This is a genomic window from Desulfoprunum benzoelyticum (genome assembly GCF_014201505.1).
GTDB lineage: Bacteria > Desulfobacterota > Desulfobulbia > Desulfobulbales > Desulfocapsaceae > Desulfoprunum > Desulfoprunum benzoelyticum.
On sequence record NZ_JACHEO010000026.1, the window covers coordinates 27211 to 44681 of the forward strand.

14 protein-coding genes are annotated in these 17471 nt (G+C 58.5%); 5 read left to right on the top strand and 9 right to left on the bottom strand.

Translation table 11 applies throughout. The annotated features are described in order from the left end of the window. Positions 1-36: 36 nt before the first annotated feature. Together HNQ81_RS15680 and HNQ81_RS15690 are read right to left on the bottom strand one after the other, a co-directional pair. Entirely contained in the window at positions 37-2439 is a 2403-nt protein-coding gene (locus HNQ81_RS15680; protein WP_183352255.1) for a Lon protease family protein, read from the bottom strand. Between the two features lie 276 nt (positions 2440-2715). Beyond that, positions 2716-3777: an NADH:flavin oxidoreductase/NADH oxidase gene (locus tag HNQ81_RS15690; RefSeq protein ID WP_183352256.1), complete on the bottom strand. Its 1062-nt coding sequence runs from the start codon at positions 3775-3777 to the stop codon at positions 2716-2718. A 318-nt stretch (positions 3778-4095) separates the two neighbouring features. On the opposite strand from HNQ81_RS15690, the gene HNQ81_RS15695 reads away from it, so the two are divergent. Further along, complete coding sequence (locus HNQ81_RS15695) at positions 4096-4464, top strand: metallopeptidase family protein (protein ID WP_183352257.1); 369 nt, start codon at positions 4096-4098, stop codon at positions 4462-4464. Between the two features lie 346 nt (positions 4465-4810). On the opposite strand, the gene HNQ81_RS15700 is transcribed toward HNQ81_RS15695, so the two are convergent. The 3 genes from HNQ81_RS15700 to HNQ81_RS15710 form a co-directional block, all read right to left on the bottom strand. Further along, on the bottom strand, positions 4811-5062 hold the full coding sequence (locus tag HNQ81_RS15700) for a hypothetical protein (protein ID WP_205240331.1): 252 nt from the start codon (positions 5060-5062) through the stop codon (positions 4811-4813). A gap of 168 nt (positions 5063-5230) precedes the next feature. Beyond that, complete coding sequence (locus tag HNQ81_RS15705; RefSeq protein WP_183352259.1) at positions 5231-5419, bottom strand: DUF3553 domain-containing protein; 189 nt, start codon at positions 5417-5419, stop codon at positions 5231-5233. Positions 5420-5884: 465 nt separating this feature from the next. After that, the gene (locus tag HNQ81_RS15710) at positions 5885-6064 is read right to left on the bottom strand and encodes a hypothetical protein (RefSeq protein WP_183352260.1); all 180 of its coding nucleotides are present in this window, start codon (positions 6062-6064) and stop codon (positions 5885-5887) included. A 229-nt stretch (positions 6065-6293) separates the two neighbouring features. On the opposite strand from HNQ81_RS15710, the gene HNQ81_RS15715 reads away from it, so the two are divergent. Further along, complete coding sequence (locus HNQ81_RS15715; RefSeq protein ID WP_353740492.1) at positions 6294-7637, top strand: FAD-dependent oxidoreductase; 1344 nt, start codon at positions 6294-6296, stop codon at positions 7635-7637. Between the two features lie 15 nt (positions 7638-7652). On the opposite strand, the gene HNQ81_RS15720 is transcribed toward HNQ81_RS15715, so the two are convergent. Continuing rightward, the gene (locus tag HNQ81_RS15720; protein ID WP_183352261.1) at positions 7653-8711 is read right to left on the bottom strand and encodes a D-alanyl-D-alanine carboxypeptidase family protein; all 1059 of its coding nucleotides are present in this window, start codon (positions 8709-8711) and stop codon (positions 7653-7655) included. A 518-nt stretch (positions 8712-9229) separates the two neighbouring features. Between HNQ81_RS15720 and HNQ81_RS15725 the strand changes: the two genes are divergently transcribed. After that, the gene (locus HNQ81_RS15725; protein ID WP_183352262.1) at positions 9230-11044 is read left to right on the top strand and encodes an ATP-binding protein; all 1815 of its coding nucleotides are present in this window, start codon (positions 9230-9232) and stop codon (positions 11042-11044) included. A 309-nt stretch (positions 11045-11353) separates the two neighbouring features. Beyond that, complete coding sequence (locus HNQ81_RS15730) at positions 11354-12250, top strand: SphA family protein (RefSeq protein WP_183352263.1); 897 nt, start codon at positions 11354-11356, stop codon at positions 12248-12250. A 243-nt stretch (positions 12251-12493) separates the two neighbouring features. On the opposite strand, the gene HNQ81_RS15735 is transcribed toward HNQ81_RS15730, so the two are convergent. After that, a complete protein-coding gene (locus HNQ81_RS15735; RefSeq protein ID WP_183352264.1) occupies positions 12494-13477 on the bottom strand; it encodes a GlxA family transcriptional regulator in 984 nt (327 codons plus the stop codon). Positions 13478-13624: 147 nt separating this feature from the next. Between HNQ81_RS15735 and HNQ81_RS15740 the strand changes: the two genes are divergently transcribed. Further along, on the top strand, positions 13625-15868 hold the full coding sequence (locus tag HNQ81_RS15740; RefSeq protein ID WP_183352265.1) for a molybdopterin-containing oxidoreductase family protein: 2244 nt from the start codon (positions 13625-13627) through the stop codon (positions 15866-15868). Between the two features lie 143 nt (positions 15869-16011). Here HNQ81_RS15740 and mscL read toward each other — a convergent pair whose 3' ends face one another. Together mscL and HNQ81_RS15750 are read right to left on the bottom strand one after the other, a co-directional pair. Further along, positions 16012-16416 carry a large-conductance mechanosensitive channel protein MscL gene (mscL, locus tag HNQ81_RS15745; protein WP_205240334.1) on the bottom strand — a complete coding sequence of 135 codons (405 nt, stop codon included), beginning with the start codon at positions 16414-16416 and terminating at the stop codon, positions 16012-16014. Between the two features lie 345 nt (positions 16417-16761). Next, the gene (locus HNQ81_RS15750; protein ID WP_183352266.1) at positions 16762-17364 is read right to left on the bottom strand and encodes a hypothetical protein; all 603 of its coding nucleotides are present in this window, start codon (positions 17362-17364) and stop codon (positions 16762-16764) included. Positions 17365-17471: the final 107 nt, after the last annotated feature.

A 17471-nucleotide genomic window follows, 5' to 3' on the forward strand; every position in this document is an offset into this window, starting at 1 on the left:
CCTGCGGCCGCGCCTCCCTCCCCCGTGCCGCTGTCATTACTTCCTTTTGTGCTCCATTGTCAGACAGGCCCGGCGGTAGGCCTGCAGGGTGCTCTGGGCCAGGCCCAGCACACTGCCGCGTGTGTACACGCCCTTGACGTTGACACGGCCCGCCGGCACCCCGGCCAGGAGTTCGAGACCATCGATGACGTGGCCGATCGTGTGAATATGGAACCGACCCTGGGCCACCGCCTCGACGACCCGGTGATCAAGCATCAGGTGACGGCGGTTGCGATCCGGAATCAGTACCCCCTGGCCGCCTTCCAGGCCGGCGGCGGCACAGATGTCGAAAAACCCTTCGATCTTCTCGTTGATGCCGCCCACCGGCAGGACCTCGCCGTGCTGGTTGAGCGCCCCGGTCACCGCGATGCCCTGCCTCAGCGGGAGACCGGACAGAGACGAGAGCAAGACATACAGTTCGGCGCAGGAGGCGGAATCGCCTTCAACGCCGCTGTACTCCTGCTCGAAGACGATGGAGGCGTTGAACGCCAGAGGGGCGTTGCGGGTGAACAGCGCGGCGAGATAATGATGGAGGATGAGGACCCCCTTGTCGTGAATCGGGCCGGACATATTGACCTCCCGTTCGATGTTGATCAGTCCTTCCTCGCCGGCATAGGTCCGGGCCGAGACACGCACCGGAAAACCGAAGCGGTGATCCCCCAGGTCGACGACGGTCAGACCGTTGAGCTGGCCGACCGACTCGCCCTGCAGGGCGATGAGCACATCGCCCTCGGCGATCGATTCCCGCAACCGCTGTTCGGGATAGTCGTGCCGCTGCCTCCGTGCGGCGAGGGCCATGTCGACATCGACCGCCGCCACCAGGTCGCCGGCCCGGGTTTGGCACAGCGCCGCGCTCTCCAGTATCAAAGCCTCGGTGTGCCCGAATATCGCACTCTGGCGCGACTTGTCCTCGGCCTCGCGATGCCCCTGCTCCAGCAGCCGGGACACCGCGGCGGCGGAGAAATGGGGCAGTCCCAGGAGCTTGCAGGTATGGGCGACGAAGATCGCCGAGGCGCGGCGGGTGGCGTCGCTCGCCGCAAATCTCTCGGCAAAGTCGACCTTGACGCGGAAGCGACGGGCAAATTCGGGATCGCCCTCCTGCAGTTCGTAATACAGATCACGCGAGCCGATGAGGATGATCTTGACATCGACATCGACTGCCTCGGGTTCAAGTGAAACCGCAGCAATCGGCGCGAAGGCGGTGCCTGGTTCCTCGATCTGGAGACGACCGCTGCGGAGGAAACGGCGCAGTTTCTCCCAGACCAGGCCGTCCGCCAGCAGGTCGCGCAGGTGCAGCATCAGAAAGCCGCCATCGGCCCTGTGCAGGCTGCCGGCACGAATACGGGAAAAATCGGTCACCAGCACGTCATTTTCGGACTGGTACTCGATGCTGCCGAATAGCGACCGGAACAGCGGGTTGTCCTCGACGATCACCGGCGCCCCGCGCAGACCATCGTTGTCGACGACCAGGTTGATCCGGTAACGGGTCAACAGTTTGTTCAACATCTCCTTGCGCAGCTCGTCATCGGTCTCGGCGGCCTTGAACAATTCGAGGTTGTCGAGGATGTCATCTTTGACCTGATGGAGATAGGTATCGAGTCTGGCCGAATCCTGGTTCGTCTTGTTCAGGGCGGTGCGAATTCGACGCAGTTCACGGTCGAGCAGCGGCTTGACCTCCTTGCGGGCCAACGAAGCGAGCGAATCGACCATCACCCGCTCCAGCGGCCGGGTCAACTCCATATAGCGGTTGATTTCGGCGATCAGCTCCTGCTCGGCCCGATCGATCTCGGCCCGCTGCTCCTTCGGCAGGGCCAGCATCTCGTCTTCGGTCATCGCATGCCCTTCCCTGCCCCGCAACGTGAAGAGCAGATGACCGGACTCCCGGTGCATCGTAAAATTCCGGGCTTCGCCGAAGGCATCGAGTTCGGCGTAGGCCCTGGATTCTTCCTCCTTGTAGGATTTGGCGATACGCTCGCTCTCGACCTTGAAGTGCGGGCCGTCCAGTTGCTGCGGGATATCCGCCAGCAGGGTATTCATCATCCGCGCCATATGCTGACGGAGCAGACGCCCCTGACCGCTCGGCAGGCGAAGGGCACGGGGACGTTCCGGGGCATCGAAATTGTACAGATAACAGAGATCCGGCGGGGTGGCGCGGTTCGAGGCGGCGACCTGCATGGCCTGTCGCAGCAGCGACGAGCGGCCGCTGCCGGCCTCGCCCAGAACGAAGAGGTTGTAATCGGCCTGATCCATCCCCAGGCCGAAGCGTACGGCGGTTTCCGCCCGTTCCTGCCCGATCCAGGACAGGGGATGGTGAAGCAGTTCCGAGGTGTCGGCAAATCCCAGCGTGTCGGGATCGACGGTGAGACGCAGCTGGTCAACGGTCAGTTTCGTGATCGGCATGGAAGAGAGAGCGAGGAAAACCTGAGGTTATGGGTGGGTCCGAAGAGGGCTGATCTTCGGGAATTTCATGAAGCAGTGACGGCAGGACCCGGGCCCCGGAGGCCCCGATCGGACGGCCGAGGGCGAGGCTGCCGCCGGGACCTTTTGTCACACGACCGAATCGAAAGGAAAAAATACCCGGCAACCGCGATTGTAGCCAGTTCGTTCCGGCATGGGAACCGATAATTGCATGGAGTGTGGCATCCAGGAATGATCGCCGAAGACCGCCAGGCGGGATTATCGGGCCCGGCCGTACTGTTTCGGCCACCCCGTCTCGGCACCCAGGGCCTTGGCGGCATGCAGCGGCCAGTAGGGATCGCGGAGCATCTGCCGCCCCAGGAGCACCGCATCGGCCTGACCGGTCGCCACGATCTGTTCGGCCTGGGCCGGGTCGGTGATGCAGCCGACCGCGCCGCTGGCGATTCCGGCCTCGGCCCGAATCCTGGCCGCAAAGGGGACCTGAAAGCCGGGACCGAACGGAATCGTCTCATTGGGGACGGCAAAGCCGGAGGAACAATCGATGAGGTCAACCCCGATCTCTTTCAACTGGAGGGCCAGGAGCACCGATTGATCAAGATCCCATCCCCCCGCTACCCAATCGGTCGCTGAGATGCGGACGAAAACCGGCAGATCCTCAGGCCATTCCGCCCGCACCGCACGCGCCGCCCGCAAGGGGAAACGCAGCCGATTGTCGAGACTGCCGCCATAGTCATCCCCTCGCCGATTGACCAGGGGGGAAAGAAATTCATGAAGGAGATAGCCGTGCGCCATGTGCAGTTCCACCACCTCGAAACCGGCTGCCAACGCCCGCCGGGCAGCAGCCTGGAACCGGCTTTCGACCTGGCTCATGTCGTCGAGGGTCAGGGCCCGCGGCACGGGATGCCCGGCGTCAAAGGGAGCGGCACTCGGAGCCAGCGGTTGCCAGCCGCGCTCATCGATACCCAGCGGTCCGCCCCCCAGCCACGGAGCCGAGCAGGAGGCCTTGCGGCCGGCATGGGCGAGCTGAATCCCCGGCACCGCCCCCTGGTCCTTGATAAAGCGGGCAATCGCCTTGAATGCCTGAGCCTGGGCATCATTCCAGATCCCGCTGTCATCCGGGCTGATCCGCCCCTCCGGACTGACCGCGGTGGCCTCCACCATCACCAGTCCGGCGCCGCCGACGGCCCGACTGCCGAGGTGTACGAGATGCCAGTCTCCGGGTACTCCATCGGGACTTGAATACTGGCACATCGGAGACACGAAAATCCGGTTGCGAAATGTGATTGAGCGCAGGGTGAGTGGGGAAAAAAGTATGCTCATGGGTTGGCCTCATTGCAAAAGGTGGATGCCGGGACAGGGGAACGGCGGCCTGTCCAAAATATTCGAAAAACTCCGGAAGAACCAACTCCCCGCAACATCCTGCAACTCTTTGGGGACACCACAACGCCATATCGATGCCGAACGCCGGGAATGTCTTGCAAAACGGGATACAATGGAGGATGCTCCCGGGAAGGGAGAACCGATTTCCGGGTTTCGCCCTCATCAAGTGTCGCCTTCCACGTTATCATCTGAGTCAGAAACCCACTTGGCCGTCAACCCAATTTTCTACAAAAAAACATGACTGGCAGCCATCCAAAAATGAACCCGGGAGAATTCAACCGCCTTGTCGAACAGGCGATCGCCCGCATTCCCCTGGAAATCCGCCGTTATCTCGACAATATCCTGATCTCGGTGCAACGGCGCCCGGACCGGCAACTGCTGGCGGAAATGGGGCTTGCCCCGGATGAAGAGTTGTTCGGCATTTTTACCGGCGTCCCCCTGACCGAACGCAGCCCGGCCGACCCTCCTCTCTATCCCGACACCATCCATATCTATCAGGAACCTCTCGAGGCCTACTGTCGCAGCCGCGAAGAGCTGATCGAGGAGATCGAAATCACCGTTGTCCACGAGATCGCCCATTACATGGGATTTGACGAAGACGACCTGGTTGCCCTGGGCTACGGCTAGACGCCCACATTCACCGGAGAATCGCCGCCGCCGGCTGGAAAGGCGGACGGCAACCGTTGAAGACTGGGATCATTGCTCACTGGTGGTTGCAAAAGCGGCACCGTCGTGTGGACTCGAATAAAGGAAACGGCACGCTATGAACTGTATTGGTTTCGACGCCGCCAGGCATTGCCTGGGGTTGCAGAACTTCGATGCCGGAGGAAGCCTTGCCGATCTTAGGCCTTGTCAAGTTCAAGCGGGACGATCGATGATCGTTAATGATCGGAGTACGAGGCCGGCAGATCTATCGCGAATGTGGATCGGACTGCATCGGCACCTGTTTTCAGGGGCATGCAGCCAACTCACCTCAGGTCATAACGCCAAAGTGGAATGGTTTAGGGCCACGATTTCTATTGTTTTGACCATCGGGATTCTTGTGATTCGACAGCCTGACCTTTCTGGCAACCAAAACCTGTTTTTCAATGTGACATTCGAACTCGACTGTAACGCCGACCTTCAAAAACTGACAATCGACAAGATCGGCCTTGCGCACCAGAATATCGGGACCGCCTTTATTGTCGAGAAACCCTGAGTCTTTGTCACGGAACCATTTTTTCACTACTGTTTGCAAAAAATCACCTTTACTTTATCATTTCGTCATCTTTCGAGCAGGACCATTCCCAGCACGGTGTGCCGCACCACCAACCGCCCGCGAAACAATCATTCCCGTTCGTGATCGCATCATCGACCATTGCAGTGAGAATCTGCCATGATATCCGGCAACCGCTCATTTGATTCCTTTGCCATTGCCATTGACTTTCAAGAGATATTTCGCCCCCTTGGCTATTGACAATTCGTTTTTTCCTTCAAAAACAACCTTGATTGTCCCGCACTTGTCTACCTCGAGGACTTTTCCGATACCCCATTCCGCCTTTTTATTGTGTCTAACGTTTTCACCTTTGGAAAAAATCGCCATAATTGCTCCCTCTTAAAATAAATGTTATGAAACTGGTATATTATACTGCGTCTTCATTTGACGAAGTCTCTGTTTGCTTCTCCAGAAAAATACATGGCAACGATTGAGAGCAGTGGACGGTCTATCAACTCTCCGACTCGGGGATGGTCTCTTCCTCGCCCCCATCCTCATTCTCCCCCGGCGGCGGTTTATTCTTTTCTCGCTTCCGTTGTTGTTTTTCTGTTTTCTTTTTCTTTCTTTCCAATTCCTTCTGGCGTTTTTCAAACGAAAAATTGCTTCTTGACAATGGGAGACCTTTTTTTAAATTTTATCCGTCAGGCTGGCGCCGCTAACAAACCACGGCGTGACTATTCGAAAATCAAGAGCTGAATGACGACAATCGACGCTCTCGGGAGGGAACGACGTTCCCCGACCAACTCCGAAAGGGGGAACGATGAAACTGCACGAACATGATTCCAGGGCGGATCAAACTTCTTCTTCCTGGAGTTTGATCATAATCTGGCGACATTGATTTTCCGCATCCATGGCATTCTTGGCCACGACCGTCTGCAACGACCGAGTATGCAGGTTGAGCAATTCATAGCGGTCGTCACCGATATATTCCAGGAGCCAATCCTTCCATTGATGGACTGTTCTTCTGCGCATATTTTATTTTCTCCGGAGTAAAAGTATTTCTTCAACAACATACCCTGGAAATGAGATAATAGATAAGGGATTTTTCCCCGACGTCGATATTCGGCAACATTCAGGACCAAGCAAGCGATAGAATTGATTGTCAGGCGGAACCGCGATGATGGAGCCCGGGCAAGGACTGGAAGGCCATTCACGATAAGCGGCCTCTGATTTTCCGGAAATTCAACGAAAAGGAAACACCATGCTGATCGTCATAGGCGGCGATGCCGCCGGCATGACCGCCGCGTCGCTGGTCCGCCGACTGCAGCCGGAAACCGGCATCACGGTTTTTGAACGCGGGCCGTACACCTCGTTTGCAGCCTGAGGCATTCCCTACTATGTCGCCGGTCTGGTCGACAGGGAAGAGGCGCTCATCGCCAGAACGCCGCAATCGTTCCGTGACAAACACAATATCAATGTCCATATCAGGCACGAGGTCACCGGCATCGATCCGGCAAGGCAACGGGTCCTGGTGAAGGACCTGACCTCCGCGACCGAACGTTGGGAGCCTTACGATCAGCTGCTCCTCGCCACCGGGGCCAGACCGTTCCGACCTCCTCTCGAAGGCATCGACAGTCGCAATATCTACGACGTCCACAACCTCGTCAACGGTACGCAGCTCAAGCGGGCGCTTGCCGAGCAGCAGCCGAGGTCGGCGGTCATCATCGGCGGCGGCTATCTCGGTCTGGAGATGGCCGAAGCCCTGCACATGCGCGGCCTGAACGTCACCATGATCCAGCGCAGCGCCCAGGTGATGTCGACCCTCGATCCGGACATGGGCGGTCGTCTCAACCGGGCCTTGCTTCATCACGGTATCGATCTCCGGGTCAACGAAACGGTACAGGGCTTTGAACACAAGGCAGGGCTGGCCGTTGCCGTCGCCACCGACAAACAGACCATTCCCGCCGACCTGATCATCCTCGGACTGGGAGTCGTACCCAACAGTCAATTGGCGAAGGATGCCGGCATTCCGCTCGGCCCGAAAGAAAGCATCAAGGTCAACGCGATGCAGCAGACCGAAACGGCCAATATCTGGGCGGCAGGGGATTGCGCCCAGTCCTTCCACCTTGTCAGCCGTCGGCCGGTGCATATCGCCTTGGGCACCATCGCCAACAAACAGGGGCGGATCGCCGGCATGAATCTGGGGGGCCGGCCCGCCGCCTTCCCCGGCGTGGTCGGGACTGCGATCACGAAATTCATGGACACCGAGTGCGCCCGGACCGGGCTGAACGAGAGGGAGATCGAGGCACTGGGACTGGAGTATGCGGTCGGCATGATCGAGGCCCACACCCTGCCCCGTTATTACCCGGGCTCGGCCCCGATCAGCGTCAAGGTTCTGGCGGAAAAGAGTTCCGCCCGCCTGCTGGGGGTCCAGATCGTCGGCGGCCCCGGATCGGCCAAACGCATCGATACGGCGGCTACCGCGCTCCATGCCGGTTTTTCGCTGGAGGACCTGCTCTATCTCGATCTCAGTTATGCCCCGCCTTTTGCCGGGGTGTGGGATCCGATCGTCATCGCCGCCCGCATGGCCCTGAAGAACGGGTAAAAGAGGCGGTGCACCTCATCTTCTGGAACGTTTTCTGAGCAAGAAAAATGCCAGCAGCCCGAAGAGAACGACCCCGGTCCCCAATCCCAGGAAAAAAGTTCCCCAACCGCCACCGGAGGAGACGACCGGTTCCTCCGGTGCCCCGGGGCCTGCAGCCGGAGGCGCAGGGGCATCGGCTTGCACCGGAGTCGCCGCCGGGGCTGCCGGGTTGCTCACGGCGATTGCGGGCTCCGGTTTCGGCGGCAGCATCGCAAATCCCTTACCCAGCAATTCACTGGCCTTGGCATCACGAACCTTGCGATCTTTGCTCCCCATGACAATGGCGATGACCCGTACCCCGCCCTTTTTGGCGGTTACCGCGATCGAGAATCCCGCGGCCTGGTAATAGCCGGTCTTGAACCCGTCGCAGCCATCGATCTGCCCCAGCAGATGGTTGTGGTTGCGCATGATGAAGGTGTTGTCCCGGAAGCCCCGTTCCCTGGTGCCGGTATACTTGAGGGCATCCGGGCGATCGGCCAGGGCACGGCAGAGGAGGGCGAGGTCGCTGGCCGTCGTGACGTCCGGTTTCTGGCCCTCCGCCGGAGGCAGGCCGTGGACGGAGTGGATATGGGTGTTCTTCATCCCCAGCTCCGCCGCCTTCTGATTCATCAGGGCGACAAATCCCTCCTTGGAACCGGCGATATGCACGGCCAGGGCGACGGCCGCATCGTTGGCCGATTGGACCGCCAGGGCATAGAGGAGTTCTTCGACGGTAAATCGTTCCTTCGGATCGAGATAGACCTGCGACCCACCGGTCTTCGCCGCCTCCGTGGTCACCTGGACCATGTCCTCCAGCTTCAGGGTCCCCTGGTCGATCCGTTCGAGGATCACCAGAAGGTTCATCAGCTTGATTACCGAGGCAGGGAACAGCGGGGTATCGGGATGATCGGAGAACAGCACCTTGCCGGTCTCGGCATCAATGACCAGGGCGGAGGCATATGGGTCCCTGGAGACGGTATCGATCTTGGCCCGACCGCCCCAGGCCGTCTGGACAGTCAGTATGAAGACAACGAGGAACAAGGCAATATTTCTCATAATTCTCGCACACAATTGGTTGAATTTGGCAAACGGAAGACGGTGTTGGCAGTCCTTCACAGACAAAACGAAAAGGGTGGAAAATCCTGGATGATAAAGAGGCGACACAAGTAACGCCAAAAGCCCTCACGACCAACGTGCCGGAAGTACAGGGCCGGCTCAAACTCCCGTAGAGTAACCATGCAGAGCATTCCGGGCAAGTGTTTTCACGGCCGGCTTCGAGACGTGGAACAGATCACTGGTGGAGCCTGATAGTCTTTTCATCAGTATCTGCTGGAGTAATGCAGATCCGATCTGCTACTATGTGCTACACGGGTTGAATTTCTGTCGTTGAACCGGCAGCTTTGACTATCAAGACCGAAATCTCACAGGTCATATCGCCGTCAACTCGATCGGCGGCAGGACACCGACTCATCCCTTGTCGGATCTCAATGCGAGCGAATGATCGTCCACAACAGGCCTGTTCAAGGTTCCAGCGCCGCTGCTGAGCGCTCTTCACAGTAGACAAAGGGAAATACATGAACCGGACCCCGAACTCGGAGAGGGATGACGCCATCGACCACAGGCTGATGGAAGCGTATCGGGAGATGAACCGGGAAGTTCTCCAGCTGCTCAACGATCCTGAAAATGTACCGGAATCGATCAGGCATGTCCTCGAGGTGCTGAAGAAATGGACCGGATTCGATGCCGTTGCCATCCGCCTGCAGGATGCCGATGATTACCCTTATTTTGCGCAACAGGGTTTTTCCGAGGAATTTCTCCAAATCGAGAACGCCCTGGCGGAACGTACGAAGAGTGGCAGGGTCTGCCGGGACCAGGACGGCAACGTCAGGCTGGAGTGCACCTGCGGCCTGGTGATCTCCGGCAGAACCGACCCCGCCAACCCATTCTTCACGCCCGGCGGCAGTTTCTGGGTCAACGACTCGGAACCGCTTCTGGATATCCCCCCCGACGAAGATCCCCGGTTGCATCCGCGCAACACCTGCATACACCAGAAGTATGCCTCCGTGGCACTGGTGCCCATTCGCGACAAAAAAAAGATTGTCGGCCTGATCCAGTTCAACGATCGGCGCAAGGGATGTTTCACCCGCAACTCGATTGAAACACTCGAGGGAATCGCAGCCCACATCGGTTCGGCGTTGATGCGCGAACAGGCCGAAGCGGCGCTGCGGGAAAGTGAAACCAGGTACCGATCGTTGTTTGAACACATGATCAACGGCTTTGCCCTCCACGAAATCGTCGTCGACCAATCGGGAAAGCCCGTTGATTATATCTTCCGGGAAGTGAACAGCGCCTTCGAAAGGCTGACCGGTTTGAAGGCCGAAGATATTTTGAACAAAAACGTCACCCAGGCGATACCCGGCATCGATCAGGATGTCTTCGACTGGATAGGCGTGTATGGCAAAGTTGCCCTTACCGGCACCCAAATCCGCTTCGAACAATTTTCCGAACAACTCGGTGGCTGGTACTCGATTGTCGCCTACAGACCGATGCCGAATTTTTTCGCGACTGTCTTCGAGGACATCACCGAGCGCAAAAAGGCCGAAGCGGCGCTGCTTGACTCGGAAAAGCAGCTTCAGTCCATCAATTCTGATCTGGAACGCCGGGTTGAACGACGCACCCGCGAACTCCAGGAGACACAGAGACAATACCTGCACGCTGAAAAACTGGCGGCGATCGGCAGACTGTCCGCCTCCATCGCCCACGAATTCAACAATCCCCTGCAGGGAATCATGTCGATCCTGAACGGCTTGAAAAAAAGGGCGATCCTCGAGGAAGAGGACAGGGAACTGCTGGACGCGGCGATCGATGAAAGTAAAAGGATCAAGGATCTGATCTCCAGTCTCCGCGAATTCAACCGCCCCTCCTCAGGTCGCAAAGTCATGGTGGATGTGGAGAAATCGATAGATTCCATTCTATTGCTGCATAAGAGCGATTTTCGCAGCAAACGGATTGCCGTCGTTCTGAACTATGCCGACCAGTTGCCACAGATCATGGCGGTTCAGGACCAGATCAAACAGGTCTTTCTCAACCTCCTGGCCAACGCGGCCGATGCCTGTTCCCCGTCCGGCGGCGTGATCACAATCAGTACCCGGAGGGAAGACAGGAGAGTCGCCGTGGCCATCAGCGACACCGGGATCGGCATCCGACATGAGCAGATGGACCTGCTCTTCCAGCCATTCTATACGACGAAGCCCGAAGTCAAGGGGACCGGTCTGGGCCTGTCGATATGTTACGGTATCGTCCGCAATCATCAGGGGGAGATTCGCGTCGAAAGCCAGCCGGGCAAAGGTTCGACCTTCACCGTCCTCCTCCCCATCAACGAGGAGTGAGGTTTTTTTCTGTGTAATCCCGATGCCGCCCTGATCGAAAGATCGGTCGTGGTCGTTGAACACGATACGCTACCCCCGCCTGTCGTCCCGGTGCGGATTTGTTGTGGAAAAAGCGAACGAACGAAGGGAAAAAACTGCTGGGTATCAGCCCCCCTATCAGGTAATCTTCGCCCCATTGTCGCCCGTTGCCGGTACAAACTGGCAATGAGGTTGCAGCAGCCGGGCATTCCTGCCGCCTTTCGCGGCACCGATGTTCGACTGATCGTCGGGGGAAAGGAAAACCATTCTACAACCAACAGGAGAGAGGCAATGAAAAGGGTATGCGCTGCAAGTCTATTCGTCCTCATTACGATCTGTACCACGACTGCCTGGGCCGGTTTCGGCACGCACTACACCAACGGAGTCGAAGGCATCCGGGCGGCATCGCTGCCGCCGCCGGGGGTCTATCTCCGATTGTACACCGTTTTTTACGGTGCAGACGAGCTGAAGGATAGAAACGGCGACGGTTTCGGCAACTTCGATCTCGACGTGTTTGCCGTCGTTCCCCGGTTCATCTGGGTTACCAACTACAAGCTCCTCGGCGCCGATTATTTTGTCGATGTCGTCGTGCCCCTGGTCTCCACCGACATCAGCCTCGGCATGGGGAATATGACTCTTTTCAGCGACGATCAATTCGGTCTCGGCGATATCGCCGTGGAACCATTCGGTCTGTCGTGGCACGGTGAGCGCTATGATGCGGCGTTAGCATTCGGCGCCTACCTGCCCGTGGGCGAGTACGACGAAACGGAACCGGCATCGCCAGGTTTGAATTACTGGACAGGCATGGTCACCGCCGGGGCCACCTACTATCTCGATCAGGCGAAGACATGGTCGGCATCGATTCTTGCCCGTTATGAATTTCATGGCGAGAACGACGACACCGAGATGACCAACGGCGACGATTTCCATTTCGAGTGGGGGATCGGCAAGAAACTGGCCCAGTTCTGGGAGATCGGGGCTGCCGGCTACTGTCAATGGCAGGTCACCGATGATTCCGGGCGGGGAGCAACCGATTCCCGTGATCAGGTCTATGCCGCCGGCCCGGAAGTGAATTATTACATTGCCCCGCTGAAGACCAATGCCACCTTCCGATACGTCATGGAATTCGACGCCGAGGATCGCTCCGAGGGAGAGGTGGCCTCTCTCACCCTCACCTACCGGTTCTGATCCGCGGTCGATGGTACGAGCCTGAGACGTGCACGGATCGGAACACCGGACAGCTCTCGCGCCGTTCCAATCCGTTGTCTCTTGTGATCGGCCGTTCACCCGACCGGTCTTTGTTCATCGCCCCCTGGCTGCGTGCCGGCACCCGGCGGAGCTTAGGGGCCGTTACGAAATAACCATTACATCTTCACCCATTTCGTTACGGCCCCTTATGCCGGTATCAACACTCCACCGTTACGGTTATTTTTATACAACGGCCTGCACGCAGGAAAATTTATCCCGGTACTCCCGAGGGGAAAGGTTCGTGTGCTGCCTGAACAACCGCCGGAAGGTGCTGCTGTCCTCATAACCGATGTACCGCGTTATCTCGTCGATGGTCTCGAACGTGGTTTCAAGTTTCTTTTTTGCCGCCTCGATCCGTACCAGTTGCAGGTACTGAATCGGGGCATGGCCGGTGGCGTGTTTGAACCGTCGCTTGAAGTGGCGCGGGCTGATCCGGACATGACGGGCAACCTCATCGATCACGACGCCTTTCGAGAAATTCTGCTCAAGATAGCGCTGCGCCTGCAGCATCTCATGGTCATTATGCTCGCGTTGCCGGGACAGCATGAAATACGGCGTCTGACTATCGCGGTTCGGGTCGATCAGCAGGGCCTTGGCACAGGCCGAGGCCAGTTCGGCCGATCCATAACGGTTGATAATCCAAAGCCCGAGATTGTAATACGAGGTGGCGGCACCGGTACAGATCAGGCCGTTATCCTCGGTCAACAGGTACTCGGGGCGGAGATCGACCGCGGGAAAACGCTCTCTGAATTTCCTCGCGAACTGCCAGTTGGTCGTCGCCCTCCTGCCGTCGAGCAGGCCGGTCTCGGCGAGCAGGAAGACACCCGTGCACATCGCGGCGACAGGGGTCTGCCGCCGGTGGTGGGCAATGATCCAGTCCCGCACGGTGGCGGTGTCGCCGTGATCCGGGTCCGGCAGAGGAATGAACGGCGGGATCAGCACAAAGTCTGTGGCCGGGGCATCGGTCAGTGAACGGGTCGGCAGCATCTGCATGCAGCCGCTGCTGACAACCGGCCTTCCCCCCTGGCTCACGATTTCAGTGGCAAAGGGAGGGTCGGGCTTGCCGGACAGATAGGCCGACCACATGTTGGCAATGGCAAACATGTCGACCAGACCGGCAATTCCCGAAGCCAGACAGCCTTCCGCCGCAAGAAAAGTCATCTTCATTGCTCTCTCCTCTTCATCCCTTCAGGCCCGAATGGCCTTTTATGCACGGTATATGGCATTTATGCCGCTTTTATTCGAGTCCTGCAAGGAGTAAGTAGAGGAACAGTCCTGCAGCCAGTCCATTCACCCATTGCCAAGAGGAACCCGATGAAAGAATGGCGAAAAACCGGATGTATCCTGTGTGCCCAGAACTGCGGCCTGGAGATCCTTGTCGAAGACGGCCGGATGACCAAGGTCAGACCGGACAAGGATAACCCGCGCAGTAAAGGCTATGCCTGCCGCAAGGGCATGAAGATCCTGCATTACCAGTATCAGAAGGGTCGCTTGACCTCCCCCCTCAAACGGATGGGAGAAAAATACGAAGCCATATCCTGGGACCAGGCCACGACGGAGATCGCCGCCAGGATGCGGGATCTGGTTGATACCCACGGACCGCGATGTCTGGCCTATATGGGCGCCAGTTCCCAGGGCGGCCACTTCGAAGCGGCCTTCGGCCTGACCCTGCTCCGCTCGCTGGGCTCGCAATACATGTACTCCTCCGCCGGCCAGGAGTTCAGCGGCGCCTGGTGGGTCTACGGGCGGATGCTGGGCAAGCAGTACAATATCGCCATTCCCGACGAGCACGAAACGGAGATGCTGGTCGGTTGGGGCTGGAACGGGATGCGGAGCCACCAGATGCCCGAGGCGCCCCGGGTGCTGACGAAGATCGCCGGCAACCCCGCCAAGCTGCTGGTGATCATCGACCCGCGGCGGAGCGAGACCGCGCGGCTCGCCAATCTGCACCTGCCGCTACGGCCCGGCACCGACGCCCTGCTGATGAAGGCGATGATCGCGATCATCCTGCAACGGGGCTGGGAAAAAACGGAATACCTGGAAAAATATGTCGAAGGTATGCCCACGATCCGAACCTGGTTTGCCGGATTCGATGTCGAGGCGGCGATTGCCGTCTGCCAGTTGGAGTATGATCAGGTCGTCGAACTCTGCCGCCTGATGACGACCCGGCGGTGGTGCATGCATCCGGACCTGGGCATCTATATGGGCCGCCACAGCACCCTCAACTCGTATCTGCTGAATATCCTCGGCGCGGTCTGCGGCATCTTCGGGGTCCGCGGCGGCAATCTGATCCCCGGCATGGTCATGCCGCTCGGCTTCCATGCCGACGAACGGGATCCGAAGACCTGGAGGACGATCGCGACCAACATACCGCCGGCGGCGGCCGGATCCTTTCCGCCGGCAGTGGTCCCGGAAGAGATCTCGAGCGATCACCCGCAACGATTGCGGGCCCTGTATATCAGCGGCTGCAACCCCCTGCGCTCCTATCCGGACACCACGGCCTACGAGAAGGCCTTCGAGAAACTCGACCTGCTCGTCGTCTGCGACATCGTCATGAGCGAAACCGCGCGATACGCCCATTACATCCTGCCCTGCCGCAACCCCTATGAATCCTGGGACGGCACCTTTTTCCCCTGGACCTACCCCGGCGTCTACTTCCAGATGCGGCAACCGCTGGTGGACGCGCCGGGGGACTGCCGGGAGGCATCGCAGATCTTCACCGACCTTGCCGACAAGCTTGGCTTCATCCCCGATATTCCGCAGGAGGTCAGGGCAGCCGCGCCGGGCAACCGGCTGCTGTTCGGCGCCAAACTGATGGAATGGGCGGCGAAGGAACCGGCCATCCGCTCGAAGATGCCGTTCATTTTGGCCAGGACCCTGGGTGCGGAGTGGAACAGCGCCAACAAGGCAGCGCTGTGGGGACTATTGATGACCGGGCCGAAATCCCTGCGGGAAAACGCAGCCCGGGCCGGATTCAAGCCGGGACTCGATCAGGGGGATCGCCTGTTTCAGGCGGTCATCGATACGCCGCAGGGTCTGTGGGTCGGTGCAGCCGACACCGACAAGCCGATGGCCGGGATCAGCACACCGTCGGGGAAAATCGAGGTGTATATCCCGGAGCTGGAGGCGGCGGCAAAGGCCCTGAATGCCGTGCAGGAAGAGGCGGATCTGCGCCTGCCGGCCGAATTCCCCCTGGCCCTGCAAGCCGGCCGTCACATGAAGTACAACGCCAACACCCTGATGCGGGATCCGGCGTGGAACAATGGCGCCAGGGCCTGCACGGTGGCGATGCATCCGGATGACATGACCGCCCTGAACCTCCGCGACGGGCAGCGAGTCCGGGTGACGACCGCAGCCGGGAGCGAGGTCGGAGAAGTCGAGCTGGATGACGACGTCCGCCGGGGAACGGTACTGATTCCCCATGGATTCGGGTTAAACTATGAGGGGGAGGTGTACGGGATCAACGTCAACCGGCTGACCGGAAGCAGCCACCGGGATCCCCTCGGCACCCCGATTCATCGTTTCGTACCGTGCCGGGTTGAGGCGAGCAGCGACTGAATCCCTTTGTCAGCTCAACGTGTGAAGACCTCGCCGGGGGGCTGGCCAAGGACAGCCCCCGGACGGCTTCGATGGCGTACCGCAGTACCTGTGGTACTCCATCAAGCCATCCCCCCGAGGGCCGCAAGGCAATAAACGAGGGACTATTTTTTGTCCTTGAGCAGGTCGCGGATCTCGGTCAGCAGCTTCTCTTCCGGGCTCGGTGCAGGCGGAGCCGCCGGGGCCTCCGCTTCCTTCCTCTTCAGGGCATTGATCCCCTTGATCATCATGAAAATCGCGGCGGCAACGATCGCAAAATCGAAAACTGTCTGAATGAATTTGCCATAGCTGAGGACCACCGCCGGCGCCCCGTCGGCTGCCGCCTTCAGAGTAATGGCGAGATTCGAGAAATCGACGCCGCCGAGGAGAAAGCCAATCGGCGGGGTGACGACATCGGCAACCAGAGAGGAGACGATCTTGCCGAAGGCGGCGCCGATGATGATACCCACCGCCATATCGACAACATTCCCTTTAACCGCGAACTCTTTGAACTCTTTTAAAATCTGCATGTTCTCTCCTTTTTTGACGACAATTATGAAATCCGGCACAAAGGCACTCTCCCCCCACACGGAAGGACGACCTGTCCGTATCGAACCGACACCATGATACATCGGAATGATTATTATTCCACAATTTGCTGTGCCCTCAAACGATAATCAGTTCACCGGTGCATTATTTTTCAGCTTTGACACTGTTGAAGAGCATTGGATGCAACACGACTTAAAATGAAGGATAGGGGGCGTTTCGCCTGCTGCATGGCGATGAACACATCCGCCGGGGAGCTGGAAGATCACGTCACAATCTGTAGATAAAAAGTGGACGGTTGCGAAATCGAAGGGCATAATCCTTCCGTTTCACGGCAATGATGCATATAAGGGATTTATCCACGGAGTTCCGAAACGACCGGTACTCCGTGCAAACAACCACAGAAAATTATGGAGGAGGATATGGACGGGAAACACCCACACGAACACCAGCATGAACACAGGCACCATCACCGGCACGAGCATCCCCATGAACATGACGGTCTCATCCACGAACACCCGCATGAGCATGAACACGACCACGGTCACAGGCATGGACACGAGCATGAACACGACCATGGACAAGGACATGATCATGGCCATTTTCATCCCGACGACGAGATGGAGAATCACGACCACAACCATTCCGATCATGAAAAGGAAAAACACGACCATGAACACTGAATGCCGGTCCCGGAAATAACACCATCCTGACCATGCTTCGACACCCGATACAGTACAGTTGCATTGGGCGTCGAAGCAACAGTTCGGTTGTCGGTCCATCACCCCTACGGCCCACGGCATAGACGACACCAACAGCACTCCTTCCACGATACCGGAATCCAACCTCATCACAAACGAGCAGTTACGAACTTGTCTTGCCGAGCAGAAGACGTCAAAAAAATGGCTGAGGCTTGGAGCGATCGCTGTCAAAAACGGTTATATCGTATCCGTCAAAATAACCGCATCTGTTTTTCCCTGCACTGAGCTGTCATAGTGGGACCACCTTTTATCATGGAGGAGCTTCACTATGAACATTG

Excerpts from the sequence above, each read along its gene's own strand:
- HNQ81_RS15680 (WP_183352255.1), bottom strand. The coding sequence starts at position 2,439 with ATGCCGATCACGAAACTGACCGTTGACCAGCTGCGTCTCACCGTCGAT.
- HNQ81_RS15690 (WP_183352256.1), bottom strand. The coding sequence starts at position 3,777 with ATGAGCATACTTTTTTCCCCACTCACCCTGCGCTCAATCACATTTCGC.
- HNQ81_RS15695 (WP_183352257.1), top strand. The coding sequence starts at position 4,096 with ATGAACCCGGGAGAATTCAACCGCCTTGTCGAACAGGCGATCGCCCGC.
- HNQ81_RS15705 (WP_183352259.1), bottom strand. The coding sequence starts at position 5,419 with ATGGCGATTTTTTCCAAAGGTGAAAACGTTAGACACAATAAAAAGGCG.
- HNQ81_RS15710 (WP_183352260.1), bottom strand. The coding sequence starts at position 6,064 with ATGCGCAGAAGAACAGTCCATCAATGGAAGGATTGGCTCCTGGAATAT.
- HNQ81_RS15720 (WP_183352261.1), bottom strand. The coding sequence starts at position 8,711 with ATGAGAAATATTGCCTTGTTCCTCGTTGTCTTCATACTGACTGTCCAG.
- HNQ81_RS15725 (WP_183352262.1), top strand. The coding sequence starts at position 9,230 with ATGAACCGGACCCCGAACTCGGAGAGGGATGACGCCATCGACCACAGG.
- HNQ81_RS15730 (WP_183352263.1), top strand. The coding sequence starts at position 11,354 with ATGAAAAGGGTATGCGCTGCAAGTCTATTCGTCCTCATTACGATCTGT.
- HNQ81_RS15735 (WP_183352264.1), bottom strand. The coding sequence starts at position 13,477 with ATGAAGATGACTTTTCTTGCGGCGGAAGGCTGTCTGGCTTCGGGAATT.
- HNQ81_RS15740 (WP_183352265.1), top strand. The coding sequence starts at position 13,625 with ATGAAAGAATGGCGAAAAACCGGATGTATCCTGTGTGCCCAGAACTGC.
- mscL (WP_205240334.1), bottom strand. The coding sequence starts at position 16,416 with ATGCAGATTTTAAAAGAGTTCAAAGAGTTCGCGGTTAAAGGGAATGTT.